The sequence below is a fragment of the Methylobacterium adhaesivum genome (assembly GCF_022179065.1).
GTDB lineage: Bacteria > Pseudomonadota > Alphaproteobacteria > Rhizobiales > Beijerinckiaceae > Methylobacterium > Methylobacterium adhaesivum.
In genome coordinates this window covers 56,611-82,837 of the sequence record NZ_BPQD01000008.1, presented here as the reverse complement: position 1 = coordinate 82,837, position 26,227 = coordinate 56,611, and the positions used below count along the sequence as shown (strand labels likewise).

At 68.5% G+C, this 26,227-nt stretch carries 19 protein-coding genes; 7 read left to right on the top strand and 12 right to left on the bottom strand.

Annotated elements, in window-relative coordinates; all coding sequences use genetic code 11:
• Nucleotides 1-123 precede the first annotated feature (123 nt).
• From MFF01_RS09930 to MFF01_RS09915, 4 genes are all read right to left on the bottom strand, one after another.
• Complete coding sequence (locus MFF01_RS09930; protein ID WP_238224547.1) at nt 124-1,740, bottom strand: putative bifunctional diguanylate cyclase/phosphodiesterase; 1,617 nt, start codon at nt 1,738-1,740, stop codon at nt 124-126.
• Between the two features lie 164 nt (nt 1,741-1,904).
• On the bottom strand, nt 1,905-2,780 hold the full coding sequence (locus tag MFF01_RS09925) for a 4-(cytidine 5'-diphospho)-2-C-methyl-D-erythritol kinase (RefSeq protein WP_238224545.1): 876 nt from the start codon (nt 2,778-2,780) through the stop codon (nt 1,905-1,907).
• A gap of 79 nt (nt 2,781-2,859) precedes the next feature.
• Nucleotides 2,860-4,701 (bottom strand): tetratricopeptide repeat protein, encoded by a 1,842-nt coding sequence (locus MFF01_RS09920; RefSeq protein ID WP_238224542.1) that lies wholly within the window; start codon nt 4,699-4,701, stop codon nt 2,860-2,862.
• A 159-nt stretch (nt 4,702-4,860) separates the two neighbouring features.
• Nucleotides 4,861-6,522, bottom strand: a complete 1,662-nt coding sequence (locus MFF01_RS09915) for an electron transfer flavoprotein-ubiquinone oxidoreductase (RefSeq protein ID WP_238224540.1) — start codon at nt 6,520-6,522, stop codon at nt 4,861-4,863.
• A 213-nt stretch (nt 6,523-6,735) separates the two neighbouring features.
• Here MFF01_RS09915 and MFF01_RS09910 point away from each other — a divergent pair, with 213 nt between their 5' ends.
• The 3 genes from MFF01_RS09910 (at nt 6,736) to moaB (ending at nt 9,191) form a co-directional block, all read left to right on the top strand.
• A complete protein-coding gene (locus MFF01_RS09910; protein WP_238224538.1) occupies nt 6,736-7,599 on the top strand; it encodes a uracil-DNA glycosylase in 864 nt (287 codons plus the stop codon).
• 102 nt (nt 7,600-7,701) lie between these two features.
• On the top strand, nt 7,702-8,607 hold the full coding sequence (ypfJ, locus tag MFF01_RS09905; RefSeq protein WP_238224536.1) for a KPN_02809 family neutral zinc metallopeptidase: 906 nt from the start codon (nt 7,702-7,704) through the stop codon (nt 8,605-8,607).
• A gap of 26 nt (nt 8,608-8,633) precedes the next feature.
• Nucleotides 8,634-9,191 (top strand): molybdenum cofactor biosynthesis protein B, encoded by a 558-nt coding sequence (gene moaB, locus MFF01_RS09900; protein WP_238224533.1) that lies wholly within the window; start codon nt 8,634-8,636, stop codon nt 9,189-9,191.
• A 129-nt stretch (nt 9,192-9,320) separates the two neighbouring features.
• On the opposite strand, the gene MFF01_RS09895 is transcribed toward moaB, so the two are convergent.
• Complete coding sequence (locus MFF01_RS09895) at nt 9,321-11,525, bottom strand: 3-hydroxyacyl-CoA dehydrogenase NAD-binding domain-containing protein (protein WP_238224532.1); 2,205 nt, start codon at nt 11,523-11,525, stop codon at nt 9,321-9,323.
• Between the two features lie 115 nt (nt 11,526-11,640).
• Here MFF01_RS09895 and MFF01_RS09890 point away from each other — a divergent pair, with 115 nt between their 5' ends.
• A complete protein-coding gene (locus tag MFF01_RS09890; RefSeq protein WP_238224523.1) occupies nt 11,641-12,444 on the top strand; it encodes an EAL domain-containing protein in 804 nt (267 codons plus the stop codon).
• 84 nt (nt 12,445-12,528) lie between these two features.
• Here MFF01_RS09890 and MFF01_RS09885 read toward each other — a convergent pair whose 3' ends face one another.
• The 3 genes from MFF01_RS09885 to MFF01_RS09875 form a co-directional block, all read right to left on the bottom strand.
• Complete coding sequence (locus tag MFF01_RS09885) at nt 12,529-13,011, bottom strand: DUF2059 domain-containing protein (RefSeq protein WP_238224521.1); 483 nt, start codon at nt 13,009-13,011, stop codon at nt 12,529-12,531.
• Nucleotides 13,012-13,131: 120 nt separating this feature from the next.
• Nucleotides 13,132-14,340 carry an acetyl-CoA C-acetyltransferase gene (locus tag MFF01_RS09880; RefSeq protein WP_238224519.1) on the bottom strand — a complete coding sequence of 403 codons (1,209 nt, stop codon included), beginning with the start codon at nt 14,338-14,340 and terminating at the stop codon, nt 13,132-13,134.
• 158 nt (nt 14,341-14,498) lie between these two features.
• The gene (locus MFF01_RS09875; RefSeq protein ID WP_238224518.1) at nt 14,499-16,286 is read right to left on the bottom strand and encodes an acyl-CoA dehydrogenase C-terminal domain-containing protein; all 1,788 of its coding nucleotides are present in this window, start codon (nt 16,284-16,286) and stop codon (nt 14,499-14,501) included.
• A 282-nt stretch (nt 16,287-16,568) separates the two neighbouring features.
• Here MFF01_RS09875 and MFF01_RS09870 point away from each other — a divergent pair, with 282 nt between their 5' ends.
• Nucleotides 16,569-19,793: a tetratricopeptide repeat protein gene (locus MFF01_RS09870; RefSeq protein WP_238224516.1), complete on the top strand. Its 3,225-nt coding sequence runs from the start codon at nt 16,569-16,571 to the stop codon at nt 19,791-19,793.
• Between the two features lie 142 nt (nt 19,794-19,935).
• Nucleotides 19,936-20,373, top strand: a complete 438-nt coding sequence (locus tag MFF01_RS09865; RefSeq protein WP_238224508.1) for a DUF3429 domain-containing protein — start codon at nt 19,936-19,938, stop codon at nt 20,371-20,373.
• A 16-nt stretch (nt 20,374-20,389) separates the two neighbouring features.
• Here the strand turns inward: MFF01_RS09865 and pdeM are convergent, their stop codons facing one another.
• Genes pdeM through MFF01_RS09850 form a run of 3 tightly spaced genes read right to left on the bottom strand, consistent with a single transcriptional unit; the run spans nt 20,390 to nt 24,682 of the window.
• Nucleotides 20,390-21,103 (bottom strand): ligase-associated DNA damage response endonuclease PdeM, encoded by a 714-nt coding sequence (pdeM, locus tag MFF01_RS09860; RefSeq protein ID WP_238224506.1) that lies wholly within the window; start codon nt 21,101-21,103, stop codon nt 20,390-20,392.
• Between the two features lie 37 nt (nt 21,104-21,140).
• The gene (locus tag MFF01_RS09855; protein WP_238224826.1) at nt 21,141-23,723 is read right to left on the bottom strand and encodes a ligase-associated DNA damage response DEXH box helicase; all 2,583 of its coding nucleotides are present in this window, start codon (nt 23,721-23,723) and stop codon (nt 21,141-21,143) included.
• On the bottom strand, nt 23,720-24,682 hold the full coding sequence (locus MFF01_RS09850; RefSeq protein ID WP_238224504.1) for an alpha/beta hydrolase: 963 nt from the start codon (nt 24,680-24,682) through the stop codon (nt 23,720-23,722). The genes MFF01_RS09855 and MFF01_RS09850 overlap by 4 nt, the downstream gene beginning before the upstream one ends.
• 202 nt (nt 24,683-24,884) lie before the next feature.
• Between MFF01_RS09850 and MFF01_RS09845 the strand changes: the two genes are divergently transcribed.
• Complete coding sequence (locus tag MFF01_RS09845) at nt 24,885-25,229, top strand: DUF6460 domain-containing protein (RefSeq protein ID WP_238224502.1); 345 nt, start codon at nt 24,885-24,887, stop codon at nt 25,227-25,229.
• 66 nt (nt 25,230-25,295) lie between these two features.
• Here the strand turns inward: MFF01_RS09845 and MFF01_RS09840 are convergent, their stop codons facing one another.
• The gene (locus MFF01_RS09840; RefSeq protein ID WP_238224500.1) at nt 25,296-25,970 is read right to left on the bottom strand and encodes a L,D-transpeptidase; all 675 of its coding nucleotides are present in this window, start codon (nt 25,968-25,970) and stop codon (nt 25,296-25,298) included.
• Nucleotides 25,971-26,227 lie beyond the last annotated feature (257 nt).

Sequence of the window (26,227 nt, the reverse complement as noted above, 5' to 3'; positions counted from 1 at the left end):
CGGCCACGAGAACCGGGCACCGAGTCGAGGCATCGGCCCGAGCACCTTCGACAACGCGACGCCGTGGCGTGTGCCACTCCGCCACGCGTTTCGAAGCCTGGAGCCGCCCTCCGGGACTGTGCCCTAGGCCGCGGCGGCCGTCGGACCGGTCTGGTCCGAAGGAGCCGTTTCCGAGTCGGTGAGAACGATCTTACCCGCGATATCGGACCAGAGCGCGAGGAGACCGTCGGTGGTTTCCTTGTTCACGGGCTTGCCGAACAGGAAGCCCTGGCCGTAGGCGCAGCCCTGGTCAGCGAGCCAGTCGACGCTCGATGAATTCTCGATGCCCTCGGCCGTCGTCGCCAGACCGAGGCTCGACCCCAGGGCGATGATGGCATCCACGAGCTTGGCGCGGTCCTCACCCAAGGGAATCGATGCCACGTAGCTGCGGTCGATCTTGAGTTTGTCGAATTGCAGTTCGCGCAGGTGATACAAGCTTGAATAGCCGGTCCCGAAATCGTCCAACGCGATGCGCACTCCGAAATTCTGCAAGGATTTGAGGGCGACACGAGCGGCTTCGAGGTCGTTCACAAGAGCAGTCTCGGTGATTTCGATCTCGAGACGCCCGGGAGCGAACCCAGTCTCCGTCAGGATGGCGAGAATGCGCTCCGGCAGCAAGCGATCCTGGAGTTGAAGGGGCGAGATGTTGATGGCGAGTTGCAGGTGGCTCGGCCAAGACCGGGCATCCGTGCATGCCTTCCGCATGACGGCCCAGCTGAGTTCGGCGATCAGTCCGGTCTCCTCCGCCAAGCCGATGAACTCCATCGGACCCAGGAGACCCCGTTCGGGGTGGCGCCAGCGGGCCAGGACCTCGAATCCGATAAGCTCCCGGCTCGGTAGCTGTACCACCGGCTGATAGAAAGGTTCGATCTCGCCGCGTCCGATCCCAAGGCGCAGTTCGGCCTCCATGCGGGCGCGGAGCTTGATGGCGTGTCCCATCTCTTCCTGAAAGAAGCGGAAGGTGCCGCGTCCGTCGCGCTTGCCCTTGTACATGGCGACATCGGCGGCATGCAGCAGGGACACGGAATCGGAATGGTTCGCCGTGGCGAGGGCGATGCCGACCGTGGCGCCGATCTCGATCCGGCTCCGGTCCCAATCCACGGGTTTCGACAAGCTGGCGATGAGCTGCTGGGTAAAGCGCGGGACGGCATCGCTGTCGGATCCGTAATCGAACATCACGGCGAACTCGTCGCCTCCCAGACGCGCCGTCATGCCACCCGGCGGGTTCAGGGCGCGCATCCGTTCGGCGGCGGCGAACAGCACGGCATCGCCTGCGGCATGGCCGTAGACGTCGTTGACCGACTTGAAGCGGTCTAAGTCGATCAGAAGCACGGCGATCGTCGGGGGTTCGGCGCGCGACAGGCGCTCGTCCAGGGTCTCCTTGAACAGACGCCGGTTGGCCAGTCCCGTGAGGGCATCGTGGCGGGCTGCCAGCTCGGCCCGATCGCGCGCTGCGTCCCGTGCGATCATCACCCGACGCAACGTGAGCGATTTGCGCACCGAGGCGACCATGAGCCCAAAGCTCATGCAGACGCCGAGCATCAGCAGGTCGTTGAGATGATGGAAGGTGGTGAAGGTCAAAAACACGCCGAAGAGGCCGAGCTGCGTTCCGGCGATCCAGGCACAGACGCCGATCATCATGAGGCACAGGGCCTCACGCAACTCTCCTTCGCCCCAGGAGGTCTGCCTCGTCTCAACCATCAGCCACTCTCCCGCGAGCCGAGAGTGGCGAAGCGACGCCTTCCTAAGCGTTAAAGCGCAGCCCCGTTTCGCGGAATTCATCCTGACTTTCGTAAGAGACGGCGCAAGAGCGCACCTCGGCTCCGCTCGACAGCGGCGAAATCAGCCCCTCGCTCGGAAAATCGTCAGCGCAGCAAGGTCGGCTTGATCCACCAACCCGGGAAGGTCGCCCGGATGCGGCATGCGGCACGCACGGCCGCGGCGCGGTCGGTGAACAGGCCGAATACCGTCGCGCCCGAGCCCGACATCCGGGCCAAGCGGCAACCGGCCTCGCCGGACAGGGCCCGCAGCGCCTCGCCGATCACCGGCGCGATCCCGAGCGCCGGGGCTTCGAGATCGTTGCGCGCCGGAGCGATCGCCGCCAGCATCGTCGCGGCATCGGCCCCCTCGGCGATCTCCGGATGCGACCCCGGCCGATACCGCTCTCCGACGCTCAGGCCGAGGGCGCGAAACACCGGAGCGGTTTCGACGGGCATGCCCGGATTGATGAGGATGGCGGGGAGGGGAGCCATCCGCAGGGCGGCGCCAAGGCTTTCTCCGGCGCCCCACATCATGCGCGCCCGGGGATCGAGGCAGACGGGCACGTCGGCCCCCGTTGCCCGCGCCGCCTCCAGGAGTGCCGGGTCGACCGGATCGAGGCCGTTGCTCCGGGCGAGCAGCCTCAGGGCGGCGGCCGCATCCGACGATCCGCCGCCGATTCCGGCCGCCACGGGCAGGCGCTTGACGAGGTGGAAGGTGCCGAGCCTCAAGCCCGGCCGGCGCGCGGCGAGGTGGCGCGCGGCGCGGATGACGAGATTGTCGTCGAGGGGCCCGGCAGGTCCGGCCGTCGGCCCTGAGACCGTCAGCGCGAGCCCATCCCCCGGCGTGAGCGACAGGGTATCGCCAGCGCCCGTGAACGCCACGAGGCTTTCGAGCTCGTGGTAACCGTCCCCGGCGCGACGGCCGAGGACGTGGAGGGTGAGGTTGATCTTCGCCGGAGCGCGGGTGACGAGGACGGACACGGGCTCTCGGTGTTCTGTTGTTCAGGGGATCGGGGCGCCGGTCTGGCCCCGCATCCCCATGCGCGTCAAGTCTCGCGGATCAGCCGCCGCTCTTCTTGTCGGCGGCGCCCGGGGGTTCGCTCGGAGCCGGGGCGCCCTTGGGCAGTTCGGGGTTGGCCTTGGCGTCCGGGGGATTCTCGGCGGTGGCGGCCGGCTTGTCGAGTTCGGGCAGGCCGTCCTTGAGCTTGGCGTTGATCTTCTCGAGCTCCTCCGGCTCGGGATTCAGGTCCTTGGCGTGCTGCCACTGAAACTTGCCTTCGAGACGGCGCCCGGCGCGCCAGTAGGCATCGCCGAGGTGGTCATTGATCGTCGGATCGCCGGGCTTCAGCTCGATGGCCTTCTCCAACTCTCGCATGGCATCGTCCCAACGCCCGAGTCGGAAATAGGCCCACCCGAGACTGTCGATGATCATGCCGTCACGGGGGCTCGCATCCACGGCCTGCTTCAGCATCGTGAAGGCTTCGTCGATGTTAATGTTCTGGTCGACCCAGGAGTAGGCGAGGTAGTTCAGCACCTGGGCGCGGGCGCCCGGCTGCGAGGGCGGCACGAGTTCGAGGGCCTTCTTCAGGTCGGCCTCGGCCTTAGCCCATTGCTTGGCACGCTCGTAGGCCGTGCCGCGGAAGTAGAACGTCGTCCAGAAGTTCGACGCCGGCTGGTCGCCGATGAGGGCGATGGCGCGGCTGTAGGTCTCGGCCGCCTCCTCGTACTTCTTGCGCGAGCGCTGGACGTTGCCGAGCGCCGTGATCACGTCGATGTCGTTGGGATGGGCCTTCATGGCCGCATCGAGGTGCTGCAGCGCCTCGTCGCCCTTGCCCATCTGTTCGAGGTTGAGGCCGATCTGCACGTCGGCGTTGAGACGCAGCGGCGAACTCGTCGGGATCTGCGCGTAGGCCTCGTTGGCGCGCTCGGGCTGCTTCATCCGGTCGAGGATGTCGGCGAGGGTCAGGCGGGCGAGGGCGTGTTCGGGCGCGAGGTAGAGCGCGAGGCGCAGGTAGACCACGGCCGGCAGCTCGTCGCCCTGCGTCGAACCGGCCGAACCGAGACCGTACAGAACCTCGCCGGCGCCTTCCTGCGCCGTGGTCACGAGGCGGGTGAGGGGCTTACCCTCCTTCAGCCGGTTCAGGGCATCGCGCACGATGGGATGGCGCGGCAGCAGCTTGTCGAAATCGCTGTAAGCCTGGATCGCCAGATCGGTGCGGCCGGCCTGGGCCTCGAATCGCGCATAGGCATCGACCACCCGCAGGGTGTTGCGGTCGCCGTCATAGGCCGCCTTCAGGCGCCGCTCGGCCTCGGCCTGGTCTCCCGTGAGGGCGGCGATCAGGCCTGCGTGGTAATCCCGGAAGGTGTTGTAAGTACGCTCGCCCTTGAGCTTGTTGATGGTCTCCTGCGCGCGCTTGCCGTCGCCGGCCCCGGCGAAGGCCCAGGCGGTGAGAAGCGTCGCGGTCAGGTCGGCGGCGGCACCGCGTCCGCTGCGGGCGAAATTCTGGCGCGCCTGGGCGAACTGCCCCGCCTTGATCTGGCGTACACCCAGGGCGAGCTGCGCGAGACCGTTGGTACCGTCGCGGCTGGTGAGGCGCTCGGCGGCGCGGAACGCGTCCGGCAGGGCGCCGTCGGCGAGGAGCGAGACGAAGGCTCGCTCCAGAAGCTCGGTGTTGCGCGGATCGGCCTTCACGGCCTCGCGATAGAAACTCGCGGCCGCCGCCGTGTCCTTCGAGGCCCCGGCGATGTAGGCGGCCAGGAAATTGCCTTCCAGGGATTCGGCGGGCTCGAACTCCGGCAGGGGTGTGGATTCCCGCGGCTGCGCCGCCTGAACCGGCAGAGTGGCCGCAAGGCAGAGGGCGAGGGCCGAGAGGGTTCGGCGGGTTGCGGCGTTTCCGTTCATGGGCACCGTTCACGGAGTCTGTGCGCCGACCCGAACCGGGGTCGGCGCTTGATCGGGCGGGACACTGGACTCTTCCCCTCCGCCCCGCAAGGCGTAACGCCGCCGCGCTTGAGCGGGAGGAAGAGGCAGGCCGCCGTCCGTCCGCTCGCGCCGTCAGACTTACATATTGGGATAGTTCGGCCCGCCCGGCCCCTCCGGCGTCACCCAGTTGATGTTCTGATTCGGGTCCTTGATATCGCAGGTCTTGCAGTGGACGCAGTTCTGCGCGTTGATCTGGTAGCGCACGCCGTCGCTCTGGGCCGCATCCGCCACCCACTCGTAGACGCCAGCCGGACAGTATCGCGCCGAGGGACCGCCATAGACGTCGTGCTCGGACGCCTTCTGCAGGTCGAGGTTCTTCACGTTGAGGTGAGGCGGCTGATCCTCCTCGTGATTGGTGTTGGAGAGGTACACCGACGAGAGGCGATCGAAGGTCAGTTTGCCGTCGGGCTTCGGGTAGACGATGGGCGTCACCTCGGAGAGCGGCTTCGTGCAGGCATGGTCTGGCTTGCCGTGCTTCAACGTGCCGAACAGGGAGGTGCCGAGCAGGGTGTTGGCCCACATGTCAGCACCGCCGAGGCCGACGCCGACAAGGGTGCCGTACTTCGACCAGAGCGGCTTGACGTTGCGCACGCGCTTGAGATCCTGGCCGATGGCGCTGTCGCGCCAGCCGTTCTCGTAGGCAGTGAGTTCGTCACCCTGACGCCCGGCCTCGAGGGCCTGCGCGATGGCCTGCGCCGCCTGCATGCCCGACAGCACCGCGTTGTGAGACCCCTTGATGCGCGGCACGTTCACGAAACCAGCAGAATCGCCGACGAGGCAGCCGCCGGGGAACACGAGCTTCGGCACGGATTGCCAGCCACCCTCCATGATCGCGCGCGCGCCGTAGCCGATGCGTTTCGCCCCCTCGAAGGTCTCGGCGATCATCGGGTGGGTCTTGAAGCGCTGGAACTCCTCGAACGGCGACAGGGTCGGGTTCTCGTAGTTCAGGTGCGTGACGAAACCGACGGAGAGCAGGTGGTCATCGAAATGGTAGAGCCACGAGCCGCCGCCGGCTTTGTTCGGCAGGGGCCAGCCCATGGTGTGCTGGACGAGGCCGGCCTGGAACTTGTCGGGGCTGAGCTGCCAGAGTTCCTTGACGCCGAGGCCGTACTTTTGATGATCGCTGTTGGCGTTGAGCCTGAACCGGTCGATGAGCGTCTTCGTCAGGGAGCCGCGGGCGCCCTCGCCGAAGATCGTGTATTTGCCGCGCAGCTCCATTCCGCGGGTGTAGTCGTCCCTCGGCTCGCCCGAGCGTCCGATCCCGAGGTCGCCCGTGGCGATGCCGACCACCACGCCCCGGTCGTCGTAGAGGACTTCGGACGCGGGGAAGCCCGGATAGATCTCCACGCCGAGCGCCTCGGCTTTGGCGCCGAGATACTTCGTGACGTTCGAGAGCGAACCGACGAAATTGCCGTGGTTGGACATGAATTTAGGGAAGAACAGGTTCGGCATCGTCACGCCGCTGTTCTTCGTCAGGAACATGAACTCGTCCCGCTCGACCGCCGTCTTTAGGGGGCGGTCGGCGTCCGTGCGCCACTCGGGGAGAAGATCGTCGAGGCCGGCCGGATCGACCACGGCCCCCGACAAGATGTGGGCGCCGACCTCGGAGCCCTTCTCGACCACCACGATGCTGACGTCGGAAGACAGCTGCTTGAGGCGAATGGCGGCGGCGAGGCCGGCCGGCCCGGCGCCGACGATCACCACGTCGAAATCCATCCCCTCGCGTTCGGGCAGTGCCATTCCGTCATCCTCCTGTCACGCCCGCCGCGCGGCGGGGCACGAACTCATCGCTTCCGATCACTCTCAATCGATTCCAAGATAGGAAGGCAAGCGGCCTCGATCCCGGGACATCCGTCGTGGTGAAAAGTCGCGTTGTGTGAAAGACGGGTCCGCCGCGCCGCGCAGGGCTCGTGCCCCGTTGTCCACAGGCGTCGAACGCGCCACATCCATCCCATGACTGCGAGCGAAGACCGCCAGCGCGACCTCATCGCCGCCCTCGACTTCCACGTCGCGGCGGGTGTCGACCTCATGCTCGACGAACAGCCCCACGATCGCTTCGCGGAGGTGGATGCCCCGGCCCGTTCGGAGGCCCGCGCTCCCGAACCGGTTGCTCTTCCGCGCCGAGAGTTGCCCCCACGGGGCGAGCTGCCTTCGCGCGGAGAGGCCGCTCCCCCGGCGCGGACCTACGGCCAATCGGCCGCCGCGCGCCCCGACGCCGCAGCCGGTGACGCCCGCGCGCGCGCCAAGGACACGACGTCCCTCGACGAACTCGAAGCCCTCCTGGCGACCTTCGACGGTTGCCCCCTCAAGTTCACGGCCAAGAACCTCGTCTTCGCCGACGGCAACCCGGCGGCCAAGCTCATGTTCATCGGCGAGGCGCCCGGCGCCGACGAGGACCGCATCGGCAAGCCGTTCATGGGCCGCTCGGGCAAGCTCCTCGACCGGATGATGGCGGCCATCGGCCTCGACCGCACGAGCGCCTACATCACGAACGTCGTCCCCTGGCGGCCGCCGGGGAACCGCAACCCGACGCCCCAGGAGGTCGCGATCTGTAAGCCGTTCATCGAGCGGCAGATCGAGCTCGTGGACCCCGATTTCATCGTCTGCCTCGGCAGTCCGTCGACGCAGGCGATCACGGGAACCAAGGACGGCATCCTCAAGGCCCGTGGCCGGTTCTACCCCTACCGGGTCGGCGAGCGCGAAATTCGTGTGCTCGCCACCCTTCATCCGGCCTATCTCCTGCGCCAACCCCTGCAAAAGCGCCTGGCGTGGCGGGATTTCCGGACGCTCCGCGCCGCCCTCGACGGAAAGGCTTGACGCCGCTAGGGGAGCGTCCAAGCGGAACCGTATGGCACGCGCGGGGATTGGTTCCGGCGCGCGGCACGGATCGCGCGTTTCGGGACGATTGGTGACGAAGAGATGCGCTGGGAAGATTTCCGCAGTTCCGACAACGTCGAGGATCGTCGCGGGGAGGGCGGAGGCGGAGGCGGCTTTCCGGGCGGCGGTGCCGGCGGCCTCGGCATCGGCGCCATCGTCATCCTGTGCATAATCGGCTGGGTGACGGGTATCAATCCGGCCGTTCTCATCGGCGGCGCCGAGCAGATGACGGGGGGCGGGCGTCCGCGTCAGGAGCAGGCCGACCCTCAGACGCAGGCCAAGCGCAGGGCGAAACCCACGGACGAGAGCGGCCGTTTCGCCGCCGCGATCCTGGGCAATACCGAGGACGTCTGGAAAGAGATCCTCCCGAACCAGACCGGGCGCCAGTACACGCCCACCACCATGGTGCTCTACACCGGCGGAACGCGCAGCGGTTGCGGCTCGGCCCAGGCCGCCATGGGGCCGTTCTACTGCCCCCTCGACAAGAAGGTTTACCTCGACACCTCCTTCTTCAAGGAGATGGAGCAGAAGTTCGGCGTGAAGGGTGACTTCGCCTACGCGTACGTCATCGCCCACGAGGTCGGCCACCACGTACAGGACGAACTCGGCATCCTGGGGAAGGTCCAGGGGCGCCAGCAGGCCGCGTCGAGCAAGGTCGAATCGAACCAACTCTCCGTGCGGGTCGAACTCATGGCCGATTGCCTCGCGGGCGTCTGGGCCAAGAATTCCAACGACAAGTACAACGCCCTGGAGCCCGGCGACATCGAGGAGGCCATGAACGCAGCGAGCGCCATCGGCGACGACAAGCTGCAGAAGCAGTCGCAGGGCTATGCGGTGCCGGATTCCTTCACCCACGGTTCTTCGGCGCAGCGTCAGCGCTGGTTCATGACCGGCTACAGGAGCGGCCAGACCAAATCCTGTGATACCTTCCGGGCGGCGGGAAACTGAGCCCGCATCAACGAGGGGCGTGAGCCATGGTCGCAGCCGACAAGACCCGAAGCTTCGTCCCCCTGGCCATCGCGGTGCTGACCGTATCGGACACCCGGTCCCTCGACGAGGATCGGTCCGGCGACACCCTGCGGGATCGGCTCACGGCGGCGGGGCACACCCTCGCCGCCCGTGCCGTGGTTCCGGACGAGGTCGACCGCATCCGGGGACAGGTCGAGGCGTGGTCGCGCGACCCCGCCGTGGACGTGATCCTCACCACGGGCGGCACGGGCTTCACGGGCCGCGACGTCACGCCGGAAGCCATCGAACCGCTTTTCGAGAAGCGCATGGACGGCTTCTCGGCGGTGTTCCACCGCATCTCCTACGACAAGATCGGCACCTCCACCCTGCAGTCGCGGGCGACGGCCGGCGTGGTCAACGCCACCTACGTTTTCGTCCTGCCGGGCTCGCCCGGCGCCTGCCGTGATGCCTGGGACGGCATCCTCGCGGCGCAGCTCGACTACCGCCACCGCCCCTGCAACTTCGTCGAGATCATGCCGCGCCTCGACGAACACCTGCGCCGGGGCGCCAGCATCGAGGTCTAGGCTTTCCAAAGGGATCATCCCTTTAGCGGGTGTCGGGCGGAGCCCGACGAAAGACCAGGGCCAGCCCTGGACCCGCGAAGGGCTGAAGCCCTGCGACACCCAGTTTCCCGCGAGACGATGCGGGTCGTATCAGGCCGCCTTGCGGGCCGCCGCGTCGCCGTAGAACGTCCCGCCGCGCTCGGCCATGTCCAGAAGGTTGTGCGGGACGGCGAAACGCTGTCCGTGCTTGGCTTCGAGGCGCTGGGCCAGGGCGACGAACGCCTTGGCGCCCATGAAGTCGATGTACGACAGGGCCCCGCCCGTGAACGGCGCGAAACCGAAACCGAGGATCGAGCCGACATCGGCCTCACGCGGATCGGTGACGACGCCTTCGCCGACGGTGCGGGCCGCCTCCAGAGCCTGGACCACGAGGAGGCGCTGCTTCAGCTCCGCGAAATCCACCGCCTCAGGGTCGATGTGGGTCGCCTGCAGGTCCTTCAGGCCGGGCCACAGGCGCTTCGGGGCGCCCTCGGGGTAATCGTAAAAGCCGCGCTTGTTCTTGCGCCCAAGTCGGCCCTCTCCCTCGACGAGGGTCGTGAGCAGGGCCTTCTGCGCCGGATCGATGCTGTCGGGGCCGAGCTGGGCCTCCGTCGCCTTGACAATCTTCAAGGCAAGGTCGACCGCGACCTCGTCCGTGAGGGAGAGCGGGCCCACCGGCATGCCGGCCTGGCGTCCCGCGTTCTCGATCATCGCCGCCGGGATGCCCTCGTTCAGCATCGTATGGCCTTCCAGAAGGTAGGCGCCAACGCAGCGATTGGCGAAGAACCCACGCGCGTCGTTGACGACGATGGGGGTCTTCTTGAGGGCCCGCACGTAATCGAGGGCCGTGGCGAGGGCCGTGTCGCCGGTGCGATCCCCCTTGATGATCTCCACGAGCATCATCTTCTCAACGGGTGAGAAGAAGTGGATGCCGACGAAGTTCTCCGGGCGGGCCGACCGTGCGGCGAGCCCGGTGATCGGCAGGGTCGAGGTGTTGGAGGCGAAGATCGCGTCCGGCCGAATGGCGGCTTCGACCCTGGCGATGACCTCGGCCTTCACGGCCGGATCCTCGAATACCGCCTCGATGACGAGATCGCAGTCGGACAGGGCGGCGTAGTCGGCGCTCGTGACGATGCGGGCGAGAAGCGCCTCGCGGTCGGCGGTTTTGGCCCGGCCCTTGTTGATCTGGTCGGTGACGAGCTTGTGGGCGTAGGCCTTGCCCTTTTCGGCCGCCTCCAACGACTGATCGACGAGCACCACGTCGAGGCCGGCATTGGCCGAGACGTAGGCGACGCCCGCCCCCATGAAGCCGGCACCGACGACGCCGACGCGCTTCACCGACGTTGCGGGGACGTCCTTCGGACGGCGCGCGCCCTTGTTGAGTTCGCCCATGGACAGGAACAGCGTGCGGATCATCGCCGCCGCTTCCGTCGAGCGCAGAATCTTGGCGAAGTACCGGCTCTCGACCCTGAGCGCGAGATCCATGGGCAGCTGCAGGCCCTCGTAGACGGCCCCCAGGATCGCCTTGGCGGCCGGATAATTGTCATGGGTCTCGCGGCGATAGATGGCGTTGGCCGGCGGCCAGGTCATCATCCCGGCCGGCGAATAAACCTTGCCGGACGGCGCCTTGAACTTCGGCATGTCCCAGGGTGCCACGGCCGAACCGCCGCCCAGGATCCAAGCCTTGGCCTTTGCGACGATCTCGTCTTTGCTGGCGACCTCGTGCGCGAGGCCCATGTTCTTCGCCATCAGGGGGCGGATCTGCTCGCCCTTGAACAGCATCTGCAGGGCATCGCCCGTCTGCATCAGGCGCGGCACGCGCTGGGTGCCGCCGGCGCCCGGAAATAGACCGACCTTGATCTCCGGCAGGCCGACACGGGTCTTGGCATCGTCCGACAGCACCCGGTGGTGGCATGAGAGGGCGAGCTCGAAGGCCCCGCCGAGGCAGATGCCGTGCACGGCCGCCGCGAAGGGCTTGCCGCAGGTCTCGAGCTTGCGGAACAGCAGGGTGAGTTTTCGCGATTCCTCGAAGAAGTGGCGCATGGCCTCCTCCTCGCCACGCTCAGCCTTGAGCGATTCGAAGGCGCGGCCGAGCCCCTGCAGCATGGTGAGATCGGCGCCGCCCGAGAAATTGTCCTTGCCCGAGGTAATGACGCAGCCCTTGATCGAGGGATCGGCAACGACGGCGTCAATGACCGCATGAAGATCGTCCATCACCGCATTTGTGAAGACGTTCATGGAGCGGCCCGGCATGTCCCATGTCGCGAGGGCAATGCCATCGGCATCGGTCTCGAAACGGAAATTGATGAGATCCATCGCTGATCCTCGGGTTCGGGTCGGTGGCTCAAGGCGATTGCCTTTAAGCCATTCTCAAAACTTGCGGGTGACTGTTCGGTACCAAACGGAACGTACCGTTCTCAGGAAGATCACGATGACAGTCCGAACGCGCTGCCAGGGCTGCGGCGAAGGTGCGCCCCTCGATTTCACCTTCACCATGGCGTTCCAGCCCATCCTCGACCTCGCGGCGGAGCGGATCTGGGGCTACGAAGCCCTGGTGCGGGGGCCGGACGGTCAATCCGCCGGCTCCATCCTCGATCGGGTGACGCCCGAGACCATCTATCGTTTCGATCAGGCGGCGCGGGTCAAGGCGATCGACCTCGCCGGTCGCCTGTTCCCCGCCGACGACGAAACCCGGCTGTCCATCAACTTCATGCCGAACGCCGTCTACGAGCCGGCGGCCTGCATCCGCTCGTCCCTGGAGGCCGCGCGCCGGGCCGGCTTCGCGCACGATCGGATCATGTTCGAGTTCACGGAGAACGAGAAGTTTCGCGACACGGCGCATGTCACCCGCATCGTCACCGAGTACCGCAAACAGGGCTTCCTCACGGCGCTGGACGATTTCGGAGCCGGGTTCGCGGGCCTCAGTCTCCTGACGAACTTCCAGCCCGACCTCATCAAGATCGACATGGATCTCCTGCGCGGCATCGACACCGACCGGCGCCGGCAGGTCATCGTGCGCAATCTCATCGCCATCGCCGTCGACCTCGATATCGCGGTGATCGCCGAGGGCGTGGAGACGGCGGAGGAGCTCGCGACCCTGCGCGGCCTCGGCGCGACCCTGTTCCAGGGGTACTATTTCGCCCGTCCCGCCGTCGAACACCTGCCGCCCGTAGCCGGATTTCCGGTGCCCGACCCTACCGCCCCGGCGCCGGCCGAGTCTCGGCTGGTCGCCTGAGCCGCCCCCCCGGATCGCGCAGAGCCGATCCGGGGGGCAGGGGGACTCGATCGGGGGGGCGGCCGGCACGGGGAAGGCCGCGTCTCAGCGTGTTGGCGTCGGCAGGGGCGGCGTTCCGGCCTTGCTGTCGCCGGCCTGAGCGATGGCAAGCATGTTGAGGAGCTTCGTCACCGAGGCCTGCGAGATCGCCGTCACACTGGAGGCGGGATCGGCGTTAACGGCCTGGAACTTCTGGTAGGTCTTGTCGTCGTAGATGCCGCTGAGGTGCTTCAGCTCGTCGAGCGTGAATTTTTCCGCATAGGCCTTCGACAGACCGTCGAGCATGACCTCGCGCTGCTTGTCGAATTCGGCGCGCACTTCCTTGCGTACGGCCTCGGCCTTGTCCTCGGGCATCGAGGCGACGGTCTTCTCGAGGGCACCGGTGAACCCGGTCTCGAGGTTCTTGATCAGAGTCTTCTGCACGAGGTCCCTCGCCACCGTGACGCGGTCGGAGGCGTCGTCGGCGCGGGCGGTCAGCGGCAGGCACAGGGCGGTGGTGAGGCAAAGGGTGGCGAGCAGGCGCGTCATCGTGGCGTTTCTCCCGGTTCTTCTGGCTTGAGGCCCAGCGCGAAGGCGCGCCGGGCGCCGCCGTCTACCAGTGTTTCGAAGGGTTTGGCAGTTGCCGTTTCGAACAGAACGAAGCCGGTCTCAGACCCGCTCGATGATCGTCGCCGTGCCCATGCCCGCGCCGATGCAGAGGGTGACGAGGGCGCGCTCCTTGCCGGTGCGCTCCAATTCGTCGAGGACGGTGCCGAGGATCATCGCCCCGGTGGCCCCGAGGGGATGGCCCATGGCGATGGCGCCGCCGCAGACATTGACCCGGGCCGGATCGAGGTCGAACGCCTGCTGGAAGCGCAGGACCACGGCCGCGAAGGCCTCGTTGACCTCGAACAGGTCGATGTCGTCGAGGCCGAGGCCCGAGCGGGCCAACACCTTGCGGGTGACGTCGACGGGGCCGGTGAGCATCAGGGCCGGGTCCGAACCGATATTGGCGAAGGCCCGGATACGGGCGCGCGGCCGCAACCCGGCGGCGTCCCCGGCCTCGCGCGAGCCGATGAGTACGGCAGCGGCGCCGTCGACGATGCCGGACGAGTTGCCGGCGTGGTGGACGTGATCCACGGCCTCGACATCCGGATGGGCGTCGATGGCGACGGCGTCGAACCCGCCCATCTGGCCCATTTGCACGAACGACGCCTTGAGCTGACCGAGCGACTGCATATCGGTGGACGGACGCATGTGCTCGTCGGTGGCAAGCAGCGTGATCCCGTTGATGTCGCGCACGGGCACGAGGGCGTTCGCGAAGCGGCCCTCGGCCCAGGCGGCGGCCGAACGCTTCTGCGATTCGACGGCGTAGGCGTCGCAATCGGCACGGGTGAAGCCGTATTTCGTCGCGATGAGGTCGGCCGATACGCCCTGCGGCATGAACCACGACTTGATGGCGATGGCCGGGTCCACAGGCCAGGCGCCGCCGGAGGCACCAAGGCCCACGCGGCTCATGGATTCGACGCCCCCGCCCACGGTCATGTCGTGCTGGCCGGCCATCACCTGGGCGGCGGCGAAGTTCACCGCGTCGAGGCCCGAGGCGCAGAAGCGGTTGATCTGCACACCCGGTACGTGAGTGCCGTAATCGGCGACCAGGGCAGCGGCGCGGGCGATGTCACCACCGGCCTCGCCGACGGGATCGACGCAGCCGAGGATCACGTCGTCGACGCGCCGGGTGTCGAGGCCGTTGCGGTCCTTGAGGGCGCGCAGGGCCACTTCGGCTAGCCGCAGGGCCGTGACCTCGTGGAGTGCGCCATCGGGCTTACCACGGCCCCGCGGGGTGCGGACGTGATCGTAGATATAGGCCTCGGGCATATTTCGTCTCCGGATTCCCGGGCCCTCGCGGAGGGCCGGGCGGCAGAAAGACACGGACCGTGCACGGGTCCCTCGATGCGATCCCATTCCCCGCCGACGCATGGCGGCGCCTTCGTCGGGAAGGGCCTCCGACGGGGCGGCCTCGGTCGGCGTCCGGTCTAAAACGCCTCGGCGCCGAGCGCCATGGTGGTGTCCGACCCGGCCTTGATCCGCACCAGCCGCAGGGCCGTCTCGGGCAGCATCCGCTCCATATAGAAGCGGCCGACGACGAGCTTGTCCGCCATCCGGTCGGATGCGCCGTCGGCCTGGTTGGCGAGCGCCGCCTCGGCGATGCGGGCCCACATGTAGCCCATGGCGACGAGGCCGAGGAGGTGCATGTAGTCGGTGGCGCTGGCGCCCGCATGGTCGGGCTTTGAAAACGCGTTTTGCATGAACCACATGGTGGCGCCTTGCAGGTCGTTCAGTCCAGCCTGGAGCGGAGCGGTGTAGGGCTTCATGGCCTCGCTCTCGCCGTGGTCCTTCAGGAAGGTCTGAACCTCCGCGAGGAAGCTCATCATCGCGCGGCCGCCGTCCTTGGGCAGCTTGCGGCCGATGAGGTCCATGGCCTGGATGCCGTTGGCGCCTTCGTAGATCATGGCGATGCGGGCATCGCGCACGAACTGCGACATCCCCCATTCCTCGACGTAGCCGTGGCCGCCGAACAGCTGCTGCGCCTCGACCGCGTTGGCGAAGCCCCGGTCCGTCAGCACGCCCTTCACCACCGGAGTCATCAGGCCCATGTGGTCCTCGGCCCGCTGGCGCTCGGCGGCATCCTCGGAGCGATGGCCGATATCGGCCTGGAGGGCGGTCCAGAGGACCAGCGCGCGGGCCGCTTCGTTGAAGGCGCGGATCCCCATGAGGGTGCGGCGCACGTCCGGATGGACGATGATCGGATCCGCCGCCTTGTCGGGGGCCTTCGCGCCCGTCAGCGCCCGGCCCTGAAGCCGATCCTTCGCGTAGGCCACGGCGTTCTGGTAGGCGACCTCGGACTGGCCGAGGCCCTGGACGCCCACGGCAAGGCGGGCCTCGTTCATCATCACGAACATGGCGTTGAGGCCGCGGTTCTCCTGGCCGACGAGCCAGCCCGTGGCGCCGTCGTAGTTCATGACGCAGGTCGAATTGCCGTGGATGCCCATCTTATGCTCGAGGGAGCCGCAGGACACGCCGTTGCGGGCGCCGACCGACCCGTCCGCATTCACGAGGAATTTCGGCACGACGAAGAGGGAGATTCCCTTGGTGCCGGCCGGCGCCCCCTCAATCCGCGCGATGACGAGGTGGATGATGTTCTCGGAGAGGTCGTGCTCGCCGGCCGAGATGAAGATCTTGGTGCCGGTGAGGCTGTAGGACCCGTCGCCGTTGGGCACCGCCTTGGTCTTCAGGAGCCCGAGATCCGTACCGCAATGCGGCTCGGTGAGGTTCATTGTGCCGGTCCAGGCGCCCTCGACCATCCGGGGCAAGTAGGTCGCCTTCTGGGTCTCCGAGCCGTGGACGAGGAGGGCCGCCATCGCCCCCTGAGTCAGGCCCGGATACATGCTGAGCGCGAGATTGGCGCCGGAGGCGAATTCCTGGATCGCGGTATTGAGGGTGTGGGGCAGGCCCTGGCCGCCGAATGCCTCGGGCACGGAAAGCCCCATCCAACCGCCCCTGGCATACGCCTCGTAACCGGCGCGGTAGCCCTTCGGCGTGGTGACGCTGCCATCCGCCTGACGGGTACAGCCCTCCCGGTCGCCGACGGCGTTGAGGGGCGCCAGCACCGCCTCGGCGAGCTTGGCGCCCTCGGTGAGCACTGCCTCGACCACGTCGGGCGAGGCGTCGGCGAAGCCCCGGAGATTGCTATGGCGTTGGAAGCCGAGCACGTCGTTCAGAAGAAACAGAACGTCCTCGACCGGTGCCTTGTAGCTCGGCATCTCGCAGCGTCCTTCCCGTGTCCGGCGGCCCTTAACGTTCCGGCGAATCGCCGGGCCACGCATTGAATGGTTCACATATAAACTATTTCGCCGGGTTCGGTAAAGTGGGGGTGCCCGCACGATCCCGGAGGGTTTCGTGACCGAGCCCCGAGGGAAATTAACCAACTCTTTACTAAGAAAGTTAATGGTTGGGTCAGACGATCCGATTTCGACCCGAGCCGTCATCCCCGTGAGGTCCGGCGCCGTAAGTCGAGACCGGACCTCGCCGAATCAGGTTAGACGATGACACGTTCCGCCCCCATCGATCTCGACGGTTTCGACCCGGACATCCTCGGTGCCGCGCGCGACGTGGCTCGCCGGGCCGGGGTTCCCGTGGAAACCTGGATCGCCTCCATCGTCACCCCCGATGCGCCGGTGCAGCCGTCCGACGAAGGGGCCGGGAAACCCAGCCGTGCGGGTTCCGCGAAGCGGGCGGGCCAGGGACAGGCGGCCACGCCCCGGAAGATCAAGGCGACGCCGCCTCAGGAGGCCGAGTCGCCGCCTCCCGTCGCCGAGGTGGCGCCCCCGGCGCCCGTCACTCAGGCCCTCGCGCTTCCCGAATCCTCATCCGATTCCACGGCCCTGGCGCTGACCCAGCTCATGGACCGCCTCGACGCCATGGACCGCCGCATCGCGAAGGACCAGTCGGAGACCCAGGATCTCACCAACCGGACCCTCGAGAACCTCGAGCGGCGGATCACCGAGGTGAGCACCCAGATCGCCACCACCCGCCCCACCGGATCGCGCCGGGCGGCCCCCCTCGATGTCCGGGGTGCCGTGAGCGAAATCCGCCAGCGGCAGCGCGAGCTCGATGCCGGGCAGACGCCTCCCAGCGCCGTCATCGGCGAGCTACGCAGCGAGACCGGTCGCCTGCGCGCGGCCCTCGACGGGGTGGCCACGGACCGTGAGGTCGGCGCCCTCGAAGAGGCGATGCACGCCCTCGCGGTCGGGATCGAGAAGGCCCCGGCCCAGGCCGTCCTCTCGGCGATGAAAGGCCCCCTCGATCACATCCGCGGCGCCGTCGAGCGCCTGGGCGGCGATACCATCCGGGAAGTGCAGGCCCGCCTCGCCGCCGACCTCGAACGCCTCGGCGCGCGCATCGATGCCGTCCTCGGCAGTGGCGTGGAGGCCTTCGCGGACCGCGAGTCCCTCGACGGCCTGTTCCGCGAGTTGCAGGAGATCCGCACGGCCATCGTCGGTCTGGCGGCGCCCGAGCGCATCGAGGTTCTCACTGCGAACGTCGCCGCCATCAGCGCCGAAATCGGACGCCTCCAGAGCGCCCTCGCCGACAAGGCCGGCGCGGCGTCGACCCGTCCCCTGTCCGACGAGGTCCGGACGGGCGCGAATCGCAATCCCGCGAACGGACTCGAGGCACGGATCGACGCGATCGCGGCCAAGCTCGACGCCCTGCGCGACGGCGCCACCCTGAACGGCACGCCCGACTCGGATGCCATCATCACCCGCATCGATGCGCTGTCCGCAAAGGTAGACGCCGTCAACGCCAATCCCGTCGGAGAGCTGATCGAGCGCCTCGAGGGCCTCGGCGCGAGCCTGCGCCGCCCGGCGGCACCGGACACCGAACTGACGGCCATCCGCAGCATGCTGCACGACCTTTCGGTGAAGGTCGACCGGATGAGCACCTCCGAAACCGTCTCGGCGGAGGGGCTCGATTCCCTGGAGCAGCAGGTTCTCTCGCTCGCCGCGCGCATCGATACCCGCGCCGTTGATCCGGCCCTCGCGGGCCTCGAGCGCACCATGGGCGACCTCATCGTCCAGGTCTCGGCCCTGCGCGAGGAAGCTCCCATCGCCGAGCGGATGGCCCAGACCACCACCGTCGAGCCCGTGGCCGAGGGCGCCGAACTCAGCCGTCTCCAGGCCGGACTCGCCGACCTCCGAGACCAGCACGCTGCGTCCGAGCAGCGCCTTCAATCGACGCTCACCGGTGTCCATACGGTCCTCGAGCGCCTCGCCGGCCAGTTCGGTCGGCCGGAGACGGGGCCCGTCGCCGCCGAGACGCGCGCGGCGACGGAATACCTTCTCGGCATGACCGCGACGCCGCCGGCCCAGTCCGCCGCCAAGGCTCCGGCCATGGCCACGGCCAAGCCTGCCGCCAATCCCACGATCAAGGGTCCCGCGCGCCCGCCAGCCCGCCCGGCCGCCGACGACACCTTGGGCGATCTGCCCCTGGAGCCGGGCGCCCGGCGGCCCGGCCGCGAGCCGGCTCCCGAGCGCGCCGAGCTCAATCCGCCGCCCGCCCACGACGGCGACATCAAGACGAGCTTCATCGCCGCGGCCCGCCGCGCCGCCCAGGTCGCCCAGGCCGAAGCCTCCAGCAACGCGTCCGTCGCAAGCGCGCGTCTCTCCGCCGACGGATCCCGGGGTGATGCCCCCGCCACGGCCCTGAACCTGATCACGCGCCTGCGCCGGGAGATCGACCGCCGTCGCAAGCCCCTGCTCCTCGGGCTGGCGGCCATCATCCTCGCCCTCGGTGCCCTCCAGGCCGTGAAGATGGGCGAAGGCCCCCGCGAGATCGCGGCGGCCCCCGCCACGGAGACCCGCAAGGCCGAGTCCCCGGTGGGAGCCGCGTCCCCCGTCGCCGATCCGGTGACGACCCAGTCCCTTGCCAGCACGCCGCCGATGAATTCGGAGGGTTCACAGCCGAATGCGACCGCGACCGAGGCGAACATCGCGCTGAGATCCGATCTCGGCAACGCGGAGGCGGTCCGCGTGCCGCAGGTGCCGGCTGTCGCGAACCTATCGGCGGATCTCGCCGTCGTGCCGTCGAACCTCACTGGCCTTCGACAGGCAGCCGTCAAGGGCGACGGCGCGGCCGTCTACGACCTTGCCACCCGCTTCTTCGAGGGACGCGGCGTGGGACGCGACATCGCGTTGTCGCAGAAACTCTACGAGGCTCTCGCCCAGGCCGGCTACGCCCCGGCCCAGTACAAGCTCGGCGGCGTCCACGAGAAGGGCATCGGCGTCCCCCGCGACCTGAACCTCGCCAAGCTCTGGTACGGTCGCGCGGCCGAGCAGGGCAACGTCCGCGCCATGCACAACCTCGCGGTGATCCAGGCCGAGGCTCCCACCACCTCGGCCAAGCCGAACTACGCCATGGCCGCCCACTGGTTCCAGCGCGCGGCCGAGTACGGCCTGCGCGACAGCCAGTACAATCTCGCGGTGCTCTATGCCCGTGGACTCGGCATGCCGCAGGACCTCGTGCAGTCCTACCTGTGGTTCTCGGCCGCGGGCGCGCAGGGCGATTCCGACGCGGCGAAGAAGCGCGACGACGTGGCGGCCAAGCTCGCTCCGAAGGATCTGGCAACGGCCCAGGCCCTCGTCTCCGCGTTCAGGGTCAAGGTCGCCAACCCCGTCGTCAACGAGCCTCCGGCGGCGCCCGCCGCCCCGACCATGAGCCTGCTCGGCGCGGTGCCGCCCGCTCCGGTTTCGACCCCGCCGCGCCGCGGCTGAACGGACACACCGCCCCCGCATGTGGTGCGTGCGGGTATCTGCCGCCTTCCCCCGCGTGCCCCGAGACGTTTGGATGGCGCAGGCCCCCAACCGGCCGGCACAGAGGCCGGACGGGGTGGGGAGATGGACGACCGGAGAGCCGATGGCGCGCGTGACGACGGTACCGCCGGTGGCCCTGGTTCTCGGGACCGCCGGCCTGATCCCGTTCCTCGGCTTCGCGTTCCTGTCGGTCTCCGGCGGCGATGCGGGCCTGAGCACTCTCGGACTCAGCGCGCGGGCCGTGCTCTCGACCTACGGAGCCGTGATCGCCTCGTTCCTCGGCGGCATCCGCTGGGGGGCCGCCGCCGCGCGCGGTGGTGGCGGGGCCGACTACGCCATCGCCATCGTCCCCTCACTCCTGGCCTGGACCGCCCTCGCGATCCCCGCCCCCTGGGACCTGCGGATGCTCGGCTGCATCGTCCTCGCCTGGGGTCTCGTCGATCAGGATCTGCCGCGCCGCGGCCTCGTGCCGGTCTGGCTCGGACGCCTGCGCCTCGGCCTTTCGGTGGTGGCCGGCCTCTCCCTCCTCATCGCCGCCTGACGGGCGGCCGCCGACGCTAATCCTTCGCCAGCATCGTCCGGCCGATGGCGAAGACCCGCCCGTCTCCCAGGAGATGCGCGGTGAAGCCGGTGGGAAACAGCGGCTCGAACACCGGGTTGCGCACGTTGAGGCCGCCCGCATAGGCGCCGAAGGCCGGCATGATCAGGCGGCGACCGTCGGTGACGAAGCAGCGTCGGCGGACGGCACGCCCGCGCAGGGCGACCTTGCCGCACGGATGCAAGTGGCCGGCAATCTCGCCGTCGACGGTGCCCTCACGCGGCTCGTGCCGCAAGGTGAGGCCGCCGAGGGAAAGAGTCTCGGCATAGCGACCGCCGACACCCTCCGACACGGCATGGTCGTGGTTGCCAGCGATCCAGACCCAGTCGCGCCCCTCCTGCAGGGCCGCCACCATCGCCCGGTCGCCCGGCTCCATCCGCTCGGGGCCCCGCGCGTCGTGGAAGGAATCGCCGAGCGCCACGACGCAGGCCGGGTCGAGCCGCGCCACGACCTCGTGCAGGCAGGCCAGGGTCTCGCGGGTGTCGTAGGGCGGCAGGAACTGGCCCGAGCGCGCCGCGAACGCCGACCCCTTCTCCAGGTGGAGATCGGACACGATGAGGGTGCGATGGGCGGCCAGCCACAGGCCGCCGCACAGGTCGAGGGCCAGATGTTCGCCGGCCAGGGTGAGGCCGGGGGCCTTGGTGGTCTTTTCGAGTCGTGCGCCGAGCGCCAAAACCGCATCCTCGTCTTGGGTTGAGCGGGGCGCCACCTCAGCCGAGCGCCTCTTCGAGAAGCTGCGCCTCGGCTTCGGCCAGGATCTCGTCCGCGCCCTCGCCGTAGACCTTCTCCCGCCCGATTTCGAGCATGACGGACACGGACAGGGGCGAGACGCGGTCGAGGGACTTGTGAACGATGCGCCCCTGGATGCGCTTCAACATCACACCGAGGCGCTTCACGTCGAGGAGTCCGGTTGCCGCATCCTGGCGGGCGGCGCGCAGTAGCAGGTGATCGGGCTGGTGCTTGCGCAGGACGTCGTAGACGAGGTCCGTCGACATGGTGACCTGTCGCCCGGTCTTCGCCTGTCCCGGATAGCGCCGCTCGATGAGGCCGGCGATGACGGCGCATTGCCGAAAGGTCCGCTTCATCATCGCCGATTCGTCGAGCCACGCCTCGAGGTCGTCGCCGAGCATGTCCTCGGCGAACAGGGCTTCGAGAAATTCCGGCTCCAGGGCGATGCGCGCGGAGAGGTCCCGGGTCATCCAGATGGCGATACCGTAATCGTTGGCGGCAAATCCCAGGGGCCGCATCCGTGCGCGCTCGAGGCGACGGGTGAGGAGCATGCCGAGCGTCTGGTGGGCGAGGCGCCCCTCGAACGGGAACGCCGTGAGATAGTAGCGGCCGGATCGCGGAAACGTCTCGACCAGAAGGCCGGTCGCGCCGGGCAGCACCGAGCGGGTGCGTTGCTGGACGAGGTAGTCCGAGACCTGTTTCGGCAGGCGATCCCACTCGAACGGATCGGCGATCATCGCCCGCACCCGCGCGGCGAGGAAGGTCGAGATCGGGAACTTCGCGCCCGCATAGGACGGAATCGCCGGATCGGTGCCGGGGCCGGCGCGGGTCGCCAGGGCCTCGTCCTCGGACAGGCCCTCGAACCGCAAGACTTCGCCGGCGAACAGGAAGGTGTCGCCGGGGGTGAGCGTGTCGGCGAAATCCTCCTCGATCTCGCCGAGCACCCGCCCGCCCCGGGGCAGCACCGCGCCCGGCCGGGTCCGGTTGGCGCGGGCGAGGCGAACCCTCACCTTGGCCGACTCGACGATGGTGCCGACGTTCATGCGGTACTGCTGGGCCGTGCGCGCATCCCGCACCCGCCACAGGCCGTCCGGACCGCGCAGGATCTTGGCGAAACGCTCGTACGCGCGAAGGGCGTAGCCGCCTGTCGCGACGTAATCGACCACCGCCTCGAAATCCTCCCAGCTCAAGGTCGCGTAGGGCGCGGCGGAGACGATCTCGTCGTAGAGCTGGATCGGGTCGAACGCATCGGCGCAGGCCATGCCGAGGATGTGCTGGGCGAGCACGTCAGGGCCGCCGAGGCGCGCGTCGGGGGTGTCCTGGGCCGCCGCCTCCACGGCATCGAGGGCGGCCTGGCATTCGAGGATCTCGAAGCGGTTGGCCGGCACCAGATAGGCTTTGGACGGCTCGTCCATGCGGTGGTTGGCGCGGCCGATGCGCTGCATGATCCGGCTCGCGCCCTTCGGCGCGCCGATATTGACCACAAGGTCGACGTCGCCCCAATCGATGCCGAGATCAAGGGTCGCCGTGCAGACGATGGCCCGCAGCTGCCCCGCCGCCATGGCCGCCTCGACCCGCCGGCGCTGGGTGGCGTCCAGCGACCCGTGGTGGAGCGCGATGGGGTAGGAGGCCTCGTTGATCCGCCAGAGTTCCTGGAAGGTGTACTCGGCCTGGAGGCGGGTGTTGACGAAGACCAGGACCGTGCGGTGACGCCCGATGAGGTCGTAGATCATCGGCATCGCCTGCCAGGCGGTGTGGCCGGCGAGGGGCAGGGTCAGGCCGGTATCGAGCATGTGAAGGTCGGGCGCGGCGCCACCCTGGACGACGACGAGGTCGGCCATGGGGGTTGGCTCGGGCTCTAGGGCTTCATGCCCGCCACGCGTCTCCCTCTCCTGGAAGGGGAGGGAGCCGCGATCCTCGACCGGGAACTGACGCTGTGGCACCAGATACCGCCGCAGGTCGTCCGGCTCGCGCACCGTCGCCGACAGGCCGATGGCGGTGAGGCCCGGACTCAGGCGGTGCAGCCGTGCGAGCGCCAGGGATAGGAGGTCGCCGCGCTTCGACGTCACCAGGGCGTGCAGCTCGTCGAGCACGACGCAGGACAGGTTCGCGAACAACTCCGACGCCTCGCGGTGGGCGATGAGCAGGGCGAGCTGCTCCGGTGTCGTCAGCAGGATGTCCGGCGGGCGCTCCACCTGCCGGGTCCGCTTGTGGGACGGGGTGTCGCCCGTTCGGGTCTCGACGCGGATCGAGAGGCCCATCTCGGCGATAGGAGTCTCGAGGTTGCGGGCGATGTCGACGGCGAGCGCCTTCAGGGGCGAGATGTAGAGGGTGTGCAGACCGCGCGATCGTTTCGCGGGCGGGCGCTCGGCGAGGGCGGTGAGACTGGGCAGGAACCCGGCGAGCGTCTTGCCGGCGCCCGTCGGGGCCACGAGCAAGGCAGAACGACCCGCCCGCACGATGGCGAGCAGATCGAGCTGGTGCGGCCGGGGCGCCCAACCGCGACCCGCGAACCAAGCCGCGAAGCGTTCGGGCAGCGCGGGGTCCGGCGGGACCGCGCTCAGGCGAGGGCCATCAGGAAGCGGTCGATGAGTTCGAGGGCCCGCTCCGTCATGGCGCCGGGATAGCGCACGAAGACATGGCAGCCGCCGGGATAGATCGCCGTGTGGCCGCCATTGCCGGCGGCCGCCCAACGCGACGACATGTAAAGGGTGTCGTCGAGGAGCGGATCGTGGGTGCCGACCGTGAAGAGGGCGGGGGGCAAGCCCTTCAGGTCGGCATAAAGCGGCGACACATCGGGCCGACGCCGATCGATCCCGTCGCGGACGTAGTCGTTGGCGAAGGTGGTGAGATCCTTCGTGTTCACTACAAGGCGCTCGTCGCCCCAGTTGCGCACGCTGGGGGTCAGGCCGAGGTCGAAGAAGCCAGCATTGAGGTTGGCGCCCCGGAAGGCGCGGGGCAGGTTGTGCCGGTCGCGCAGGCGAAGCAGCGTCATCACGGCGAGGTGGGCGCCCGCCGATTCCCCGCCGATGGTGAGGGCGGTGACACCGAGTTCCGCCCGGCCCGGCCCGGCGAGCCAGAGGGCTGCCGCCTCGCAATCCTCCAGGGCGGCCGGGTAGGGATGCTCGGGGGCGAGGCGGTACTCGACCGACAGGCAGACGAAACCGCAGGTGTCGGCGATGCGCTCGAGCCACGGGTCCTGCTCGTCGGCCGCCCCCCAGACCCATCCGCCGCGGTGGATGTGGAGATAGGCGCCCCGCGCCTTCGGCCATTTCTTCGCGTCGGGCCGGATCAGTCGAAGGCTCAAGGGGCCGCCGGGCCCGTCGATGGTCAAAATCTCGGCCCGCGCGCTGCGCGGCATGGCGGGCGAGGCCTTGGTGCCCTGGCGGCGGCGCTCACGCACCTCGGCGATGGGAATCGACCACGGGTCGGCCTGCGCGGCATGGGCGGCCACGATCTCGGCATTCAGCCGTTTGGTCTCCGGATCGATCGTCGCCGGGTCGAACAGGGCGTGGTCGATCATGGGTCGCTTCGTTTCATCACAAAAAGAGATCGCTTCAACTTGGACTGCGCCGCGCGCATTGCCACCTGGGCTCTCGACAGCAACCCGCCTAACGCCCGAGCGGCGATCCGGTTTCGACCGGGTGTGTCGATTCGGTCACGCTTCCGCCGGCTTCGGTGGGTTTGACGGGGGAACACAGTCCGCGCGCCGCAAGGAACCGCCCATGACCCCCGACCACGACCCGCGTCGCCCGCAGCCCTTCCCCGGTCAGCCCTATGCGGCCGGGTATTCTGAGCCGGACCGGCGCTCGACCCTGCGCCGTTTCCTCGGCGGTTCGCCCGCGGCGGTTTTCGTCAAGCTGCTGTTCCTGTCGGTTCTCGTTGGCGCCGTGATGGCGACCCTCGGCGTCACGCCGGGTCTGTTGTTCTGGCACGCCTACGACGCCGTGCGGACCCTCATCGATCTCGGCCTCGACACCTTCCACGATTTCGGTCGCTGGATCCTGGCCGGGGCCGTGGTGGTGGTGCCCCTGTGGCTGCTTTCGCGCTTCTTCGCGGTCTCGAAGTAGCGTCGCAACGCAGAAGGGCCGGTGTTTCCACCGGCCCTTCGTGGCGTCAGACTATTTCGGCCGCCCTTAGCGGACGACGATCACCTTCGCGCCGACCTTCGCACGGGTATACAGGTCCGCAACGTCATCGTTGGTCATGCGGATGCAGCCCGAGGAGACGGCCGTGCCGATGGTCTCCGGCTCGTTCGAGCCGTGGATGCGGTAAATCGAGTTGCCGAGATACATGGCGCGGGCACCGAGGGGATTCTCGACGCCGCCCTTCATGAAGCGCGGCAGGTCGGGGCGACGGCGCAGCATCTCGGCCGGGGGACGCCAATCGGGCCACTCGCGCTTCATCGTGATCGTCTGCACGCCACCCCAGGTGAAGCCCGGACGACCGACGCCGACGCCGTAGCGCAGGGCCTGGCCACCGCCGAGCACGTAGTACAAACGCCGCTCGGCCGTCGACACGACGATGGTGCCGGGGGCGTAGTTGCCCGCATAGGCCACCTGCTCGCGCTGGATCGCCGACATCTGCGGCACGGCCGAGGCCATGGGATCGGCGGGCGAAAGCGAAGCGTTCGCAGTCGGCACGGCCACCGCCGTGGCGGCAGTCGGCTCGGCCTGGGGCCGCACCCGCAACACCAGGGCGTTGTCGAGGGGCTGGCGGGTGAGGGGGTCGATTTCGTAGGCGGCAGCGGGCGACGCCCACGCGGCAAGCGCGCAGGCGAGCCCGGTGAGGGTGGGGGCGAAACGGCGCATCGGGGCCTCTCGAAGGCGGTCGGAAATGTTGGCGGTCGGCACGAAGCACGTTAGGGTGCGAAGCGTCCCCAAGACGTAAACGCTGGGGTCCCAAAGCCAAGCTTAATCCGCAGTGCAGCATCGCTTGCCGCGACGTCGTGACCCCGTGGCCACAGTGAGGCGGGGGAGGCTCGAACGACTTGGCGACACGAATCCTTGGGATAACCTGTGGAATAAGGATTCAGCAGGGGGGATTGGACGGCCTTGGCGACCATCCC

Coding starts and splice junctions, on each gene's coding strand:
- MFF01_RS09930 (WP_238224547.1), bottom strand. CDS start 1,740: ATGGTTGAGACGAGGCAGACCTCCTGGGGCGAAGGAGAGTTGCGTGAG.
- MFF01_RS09920 (WP_238224542.1), bottom strand. CDS start 4,701: ATGAACGGAAACGCCGCAACCCGCCGAACCCTCTCGGCCCTCGCCCTC.
- MFF01_RS09915 (WP_238224540.1), bottom strand. CDS start 6,522: ATGGCACTGCCCGAACGCGAGGGGATGGATTTCGACGTGGTGATCGTC.
- MFF01_RS09910 (WP_238224538.1), top strand. CDS start 6,736: ATGACTGCGAGCGAAGACCGCCAGCGCGACCTCATCGCCGCCCTCGAC.
- ypfJ (WP_238224536.1), top strand. CDS start 7,702: ATGCGCTGGGAAGATTTCCGCAGTTCCGACAACGTCGAGGATCGTCGC.
- moaB (WP_238224533.1), top strand. CDS start 8,634: ATGGTCGCAGCCGACAAGACCCGAAGCTTCGTCCCCCTGGCCATCGCG.
- MFF01_RS09895 (WP_238224532.1), bottom strand. CDS start 11,525: ATGGATCTCATCAATTTCCGTTTCGAGACCGATGCCGATGGCATTGCC.
- MFF01_RS09890 (WP_238224523.1), top strand. CDS start 11,641: ATGACAGTCCGAACGCGCTGCCAGGGCTGCGGCGAAGGTGCGCCCCTC.
- MFF01_RS09885 (WP_238224521.1), bottom strand. CDS start 13,011: ATGACGCGCCTGCTCGCCACCCTTTGCCTCACCACCGCCCTGTGCCTG.
- MFF01_RS09880 (WP_238224519.1), bottom strand. CDS start 14,340: ATGCCCGAGGCCTATATCTACGATCACGTCCGCACCCCGCGGGGCCGT.
- MFF01_RS09875 (WP_238224518.1), bottom strand. CDS start 16,286: ATGCCGAGCTACAAGGCACCGGTCGAGGACGTTCTGTTTCTTCTGAAC.
- MFF01_RS09870 (WP_238224516.1), top strand. CDS start 16,569: ATGACACGTTCCGCCCCCATCGATCTCGACGGTTTCGACCCGGACATC.
- MFF01_RS09865 (WP_238224508.1), top strand. CDS start 19,936: ATGGCGCGCGTGACGACGGTACCGCCGGTGGCCCTGGTTCTCGGGACC.
- MFF01_RS09850 (WP_238224504.1), bottom strand. CDS start 24,682: ATGATCGACCACGCCCTGTTCGACCCGGCGACGATCGATCCGGAGACC.
- MFF01_RS09845 (WP_238224502.1), top strand. CDS start 24,885: ATGACCCCCGACCACGACCCGCGTCGCCCGCAGCCCTTCCCCGGTCAG.
- MFF01_RS09840 (WP_238224500.1), bottom strand. CDS start 25,970: ATGCGCCGTTTCGCCCCCACCCTCACCGGGCTCGCCTGCGCGCTTGCC.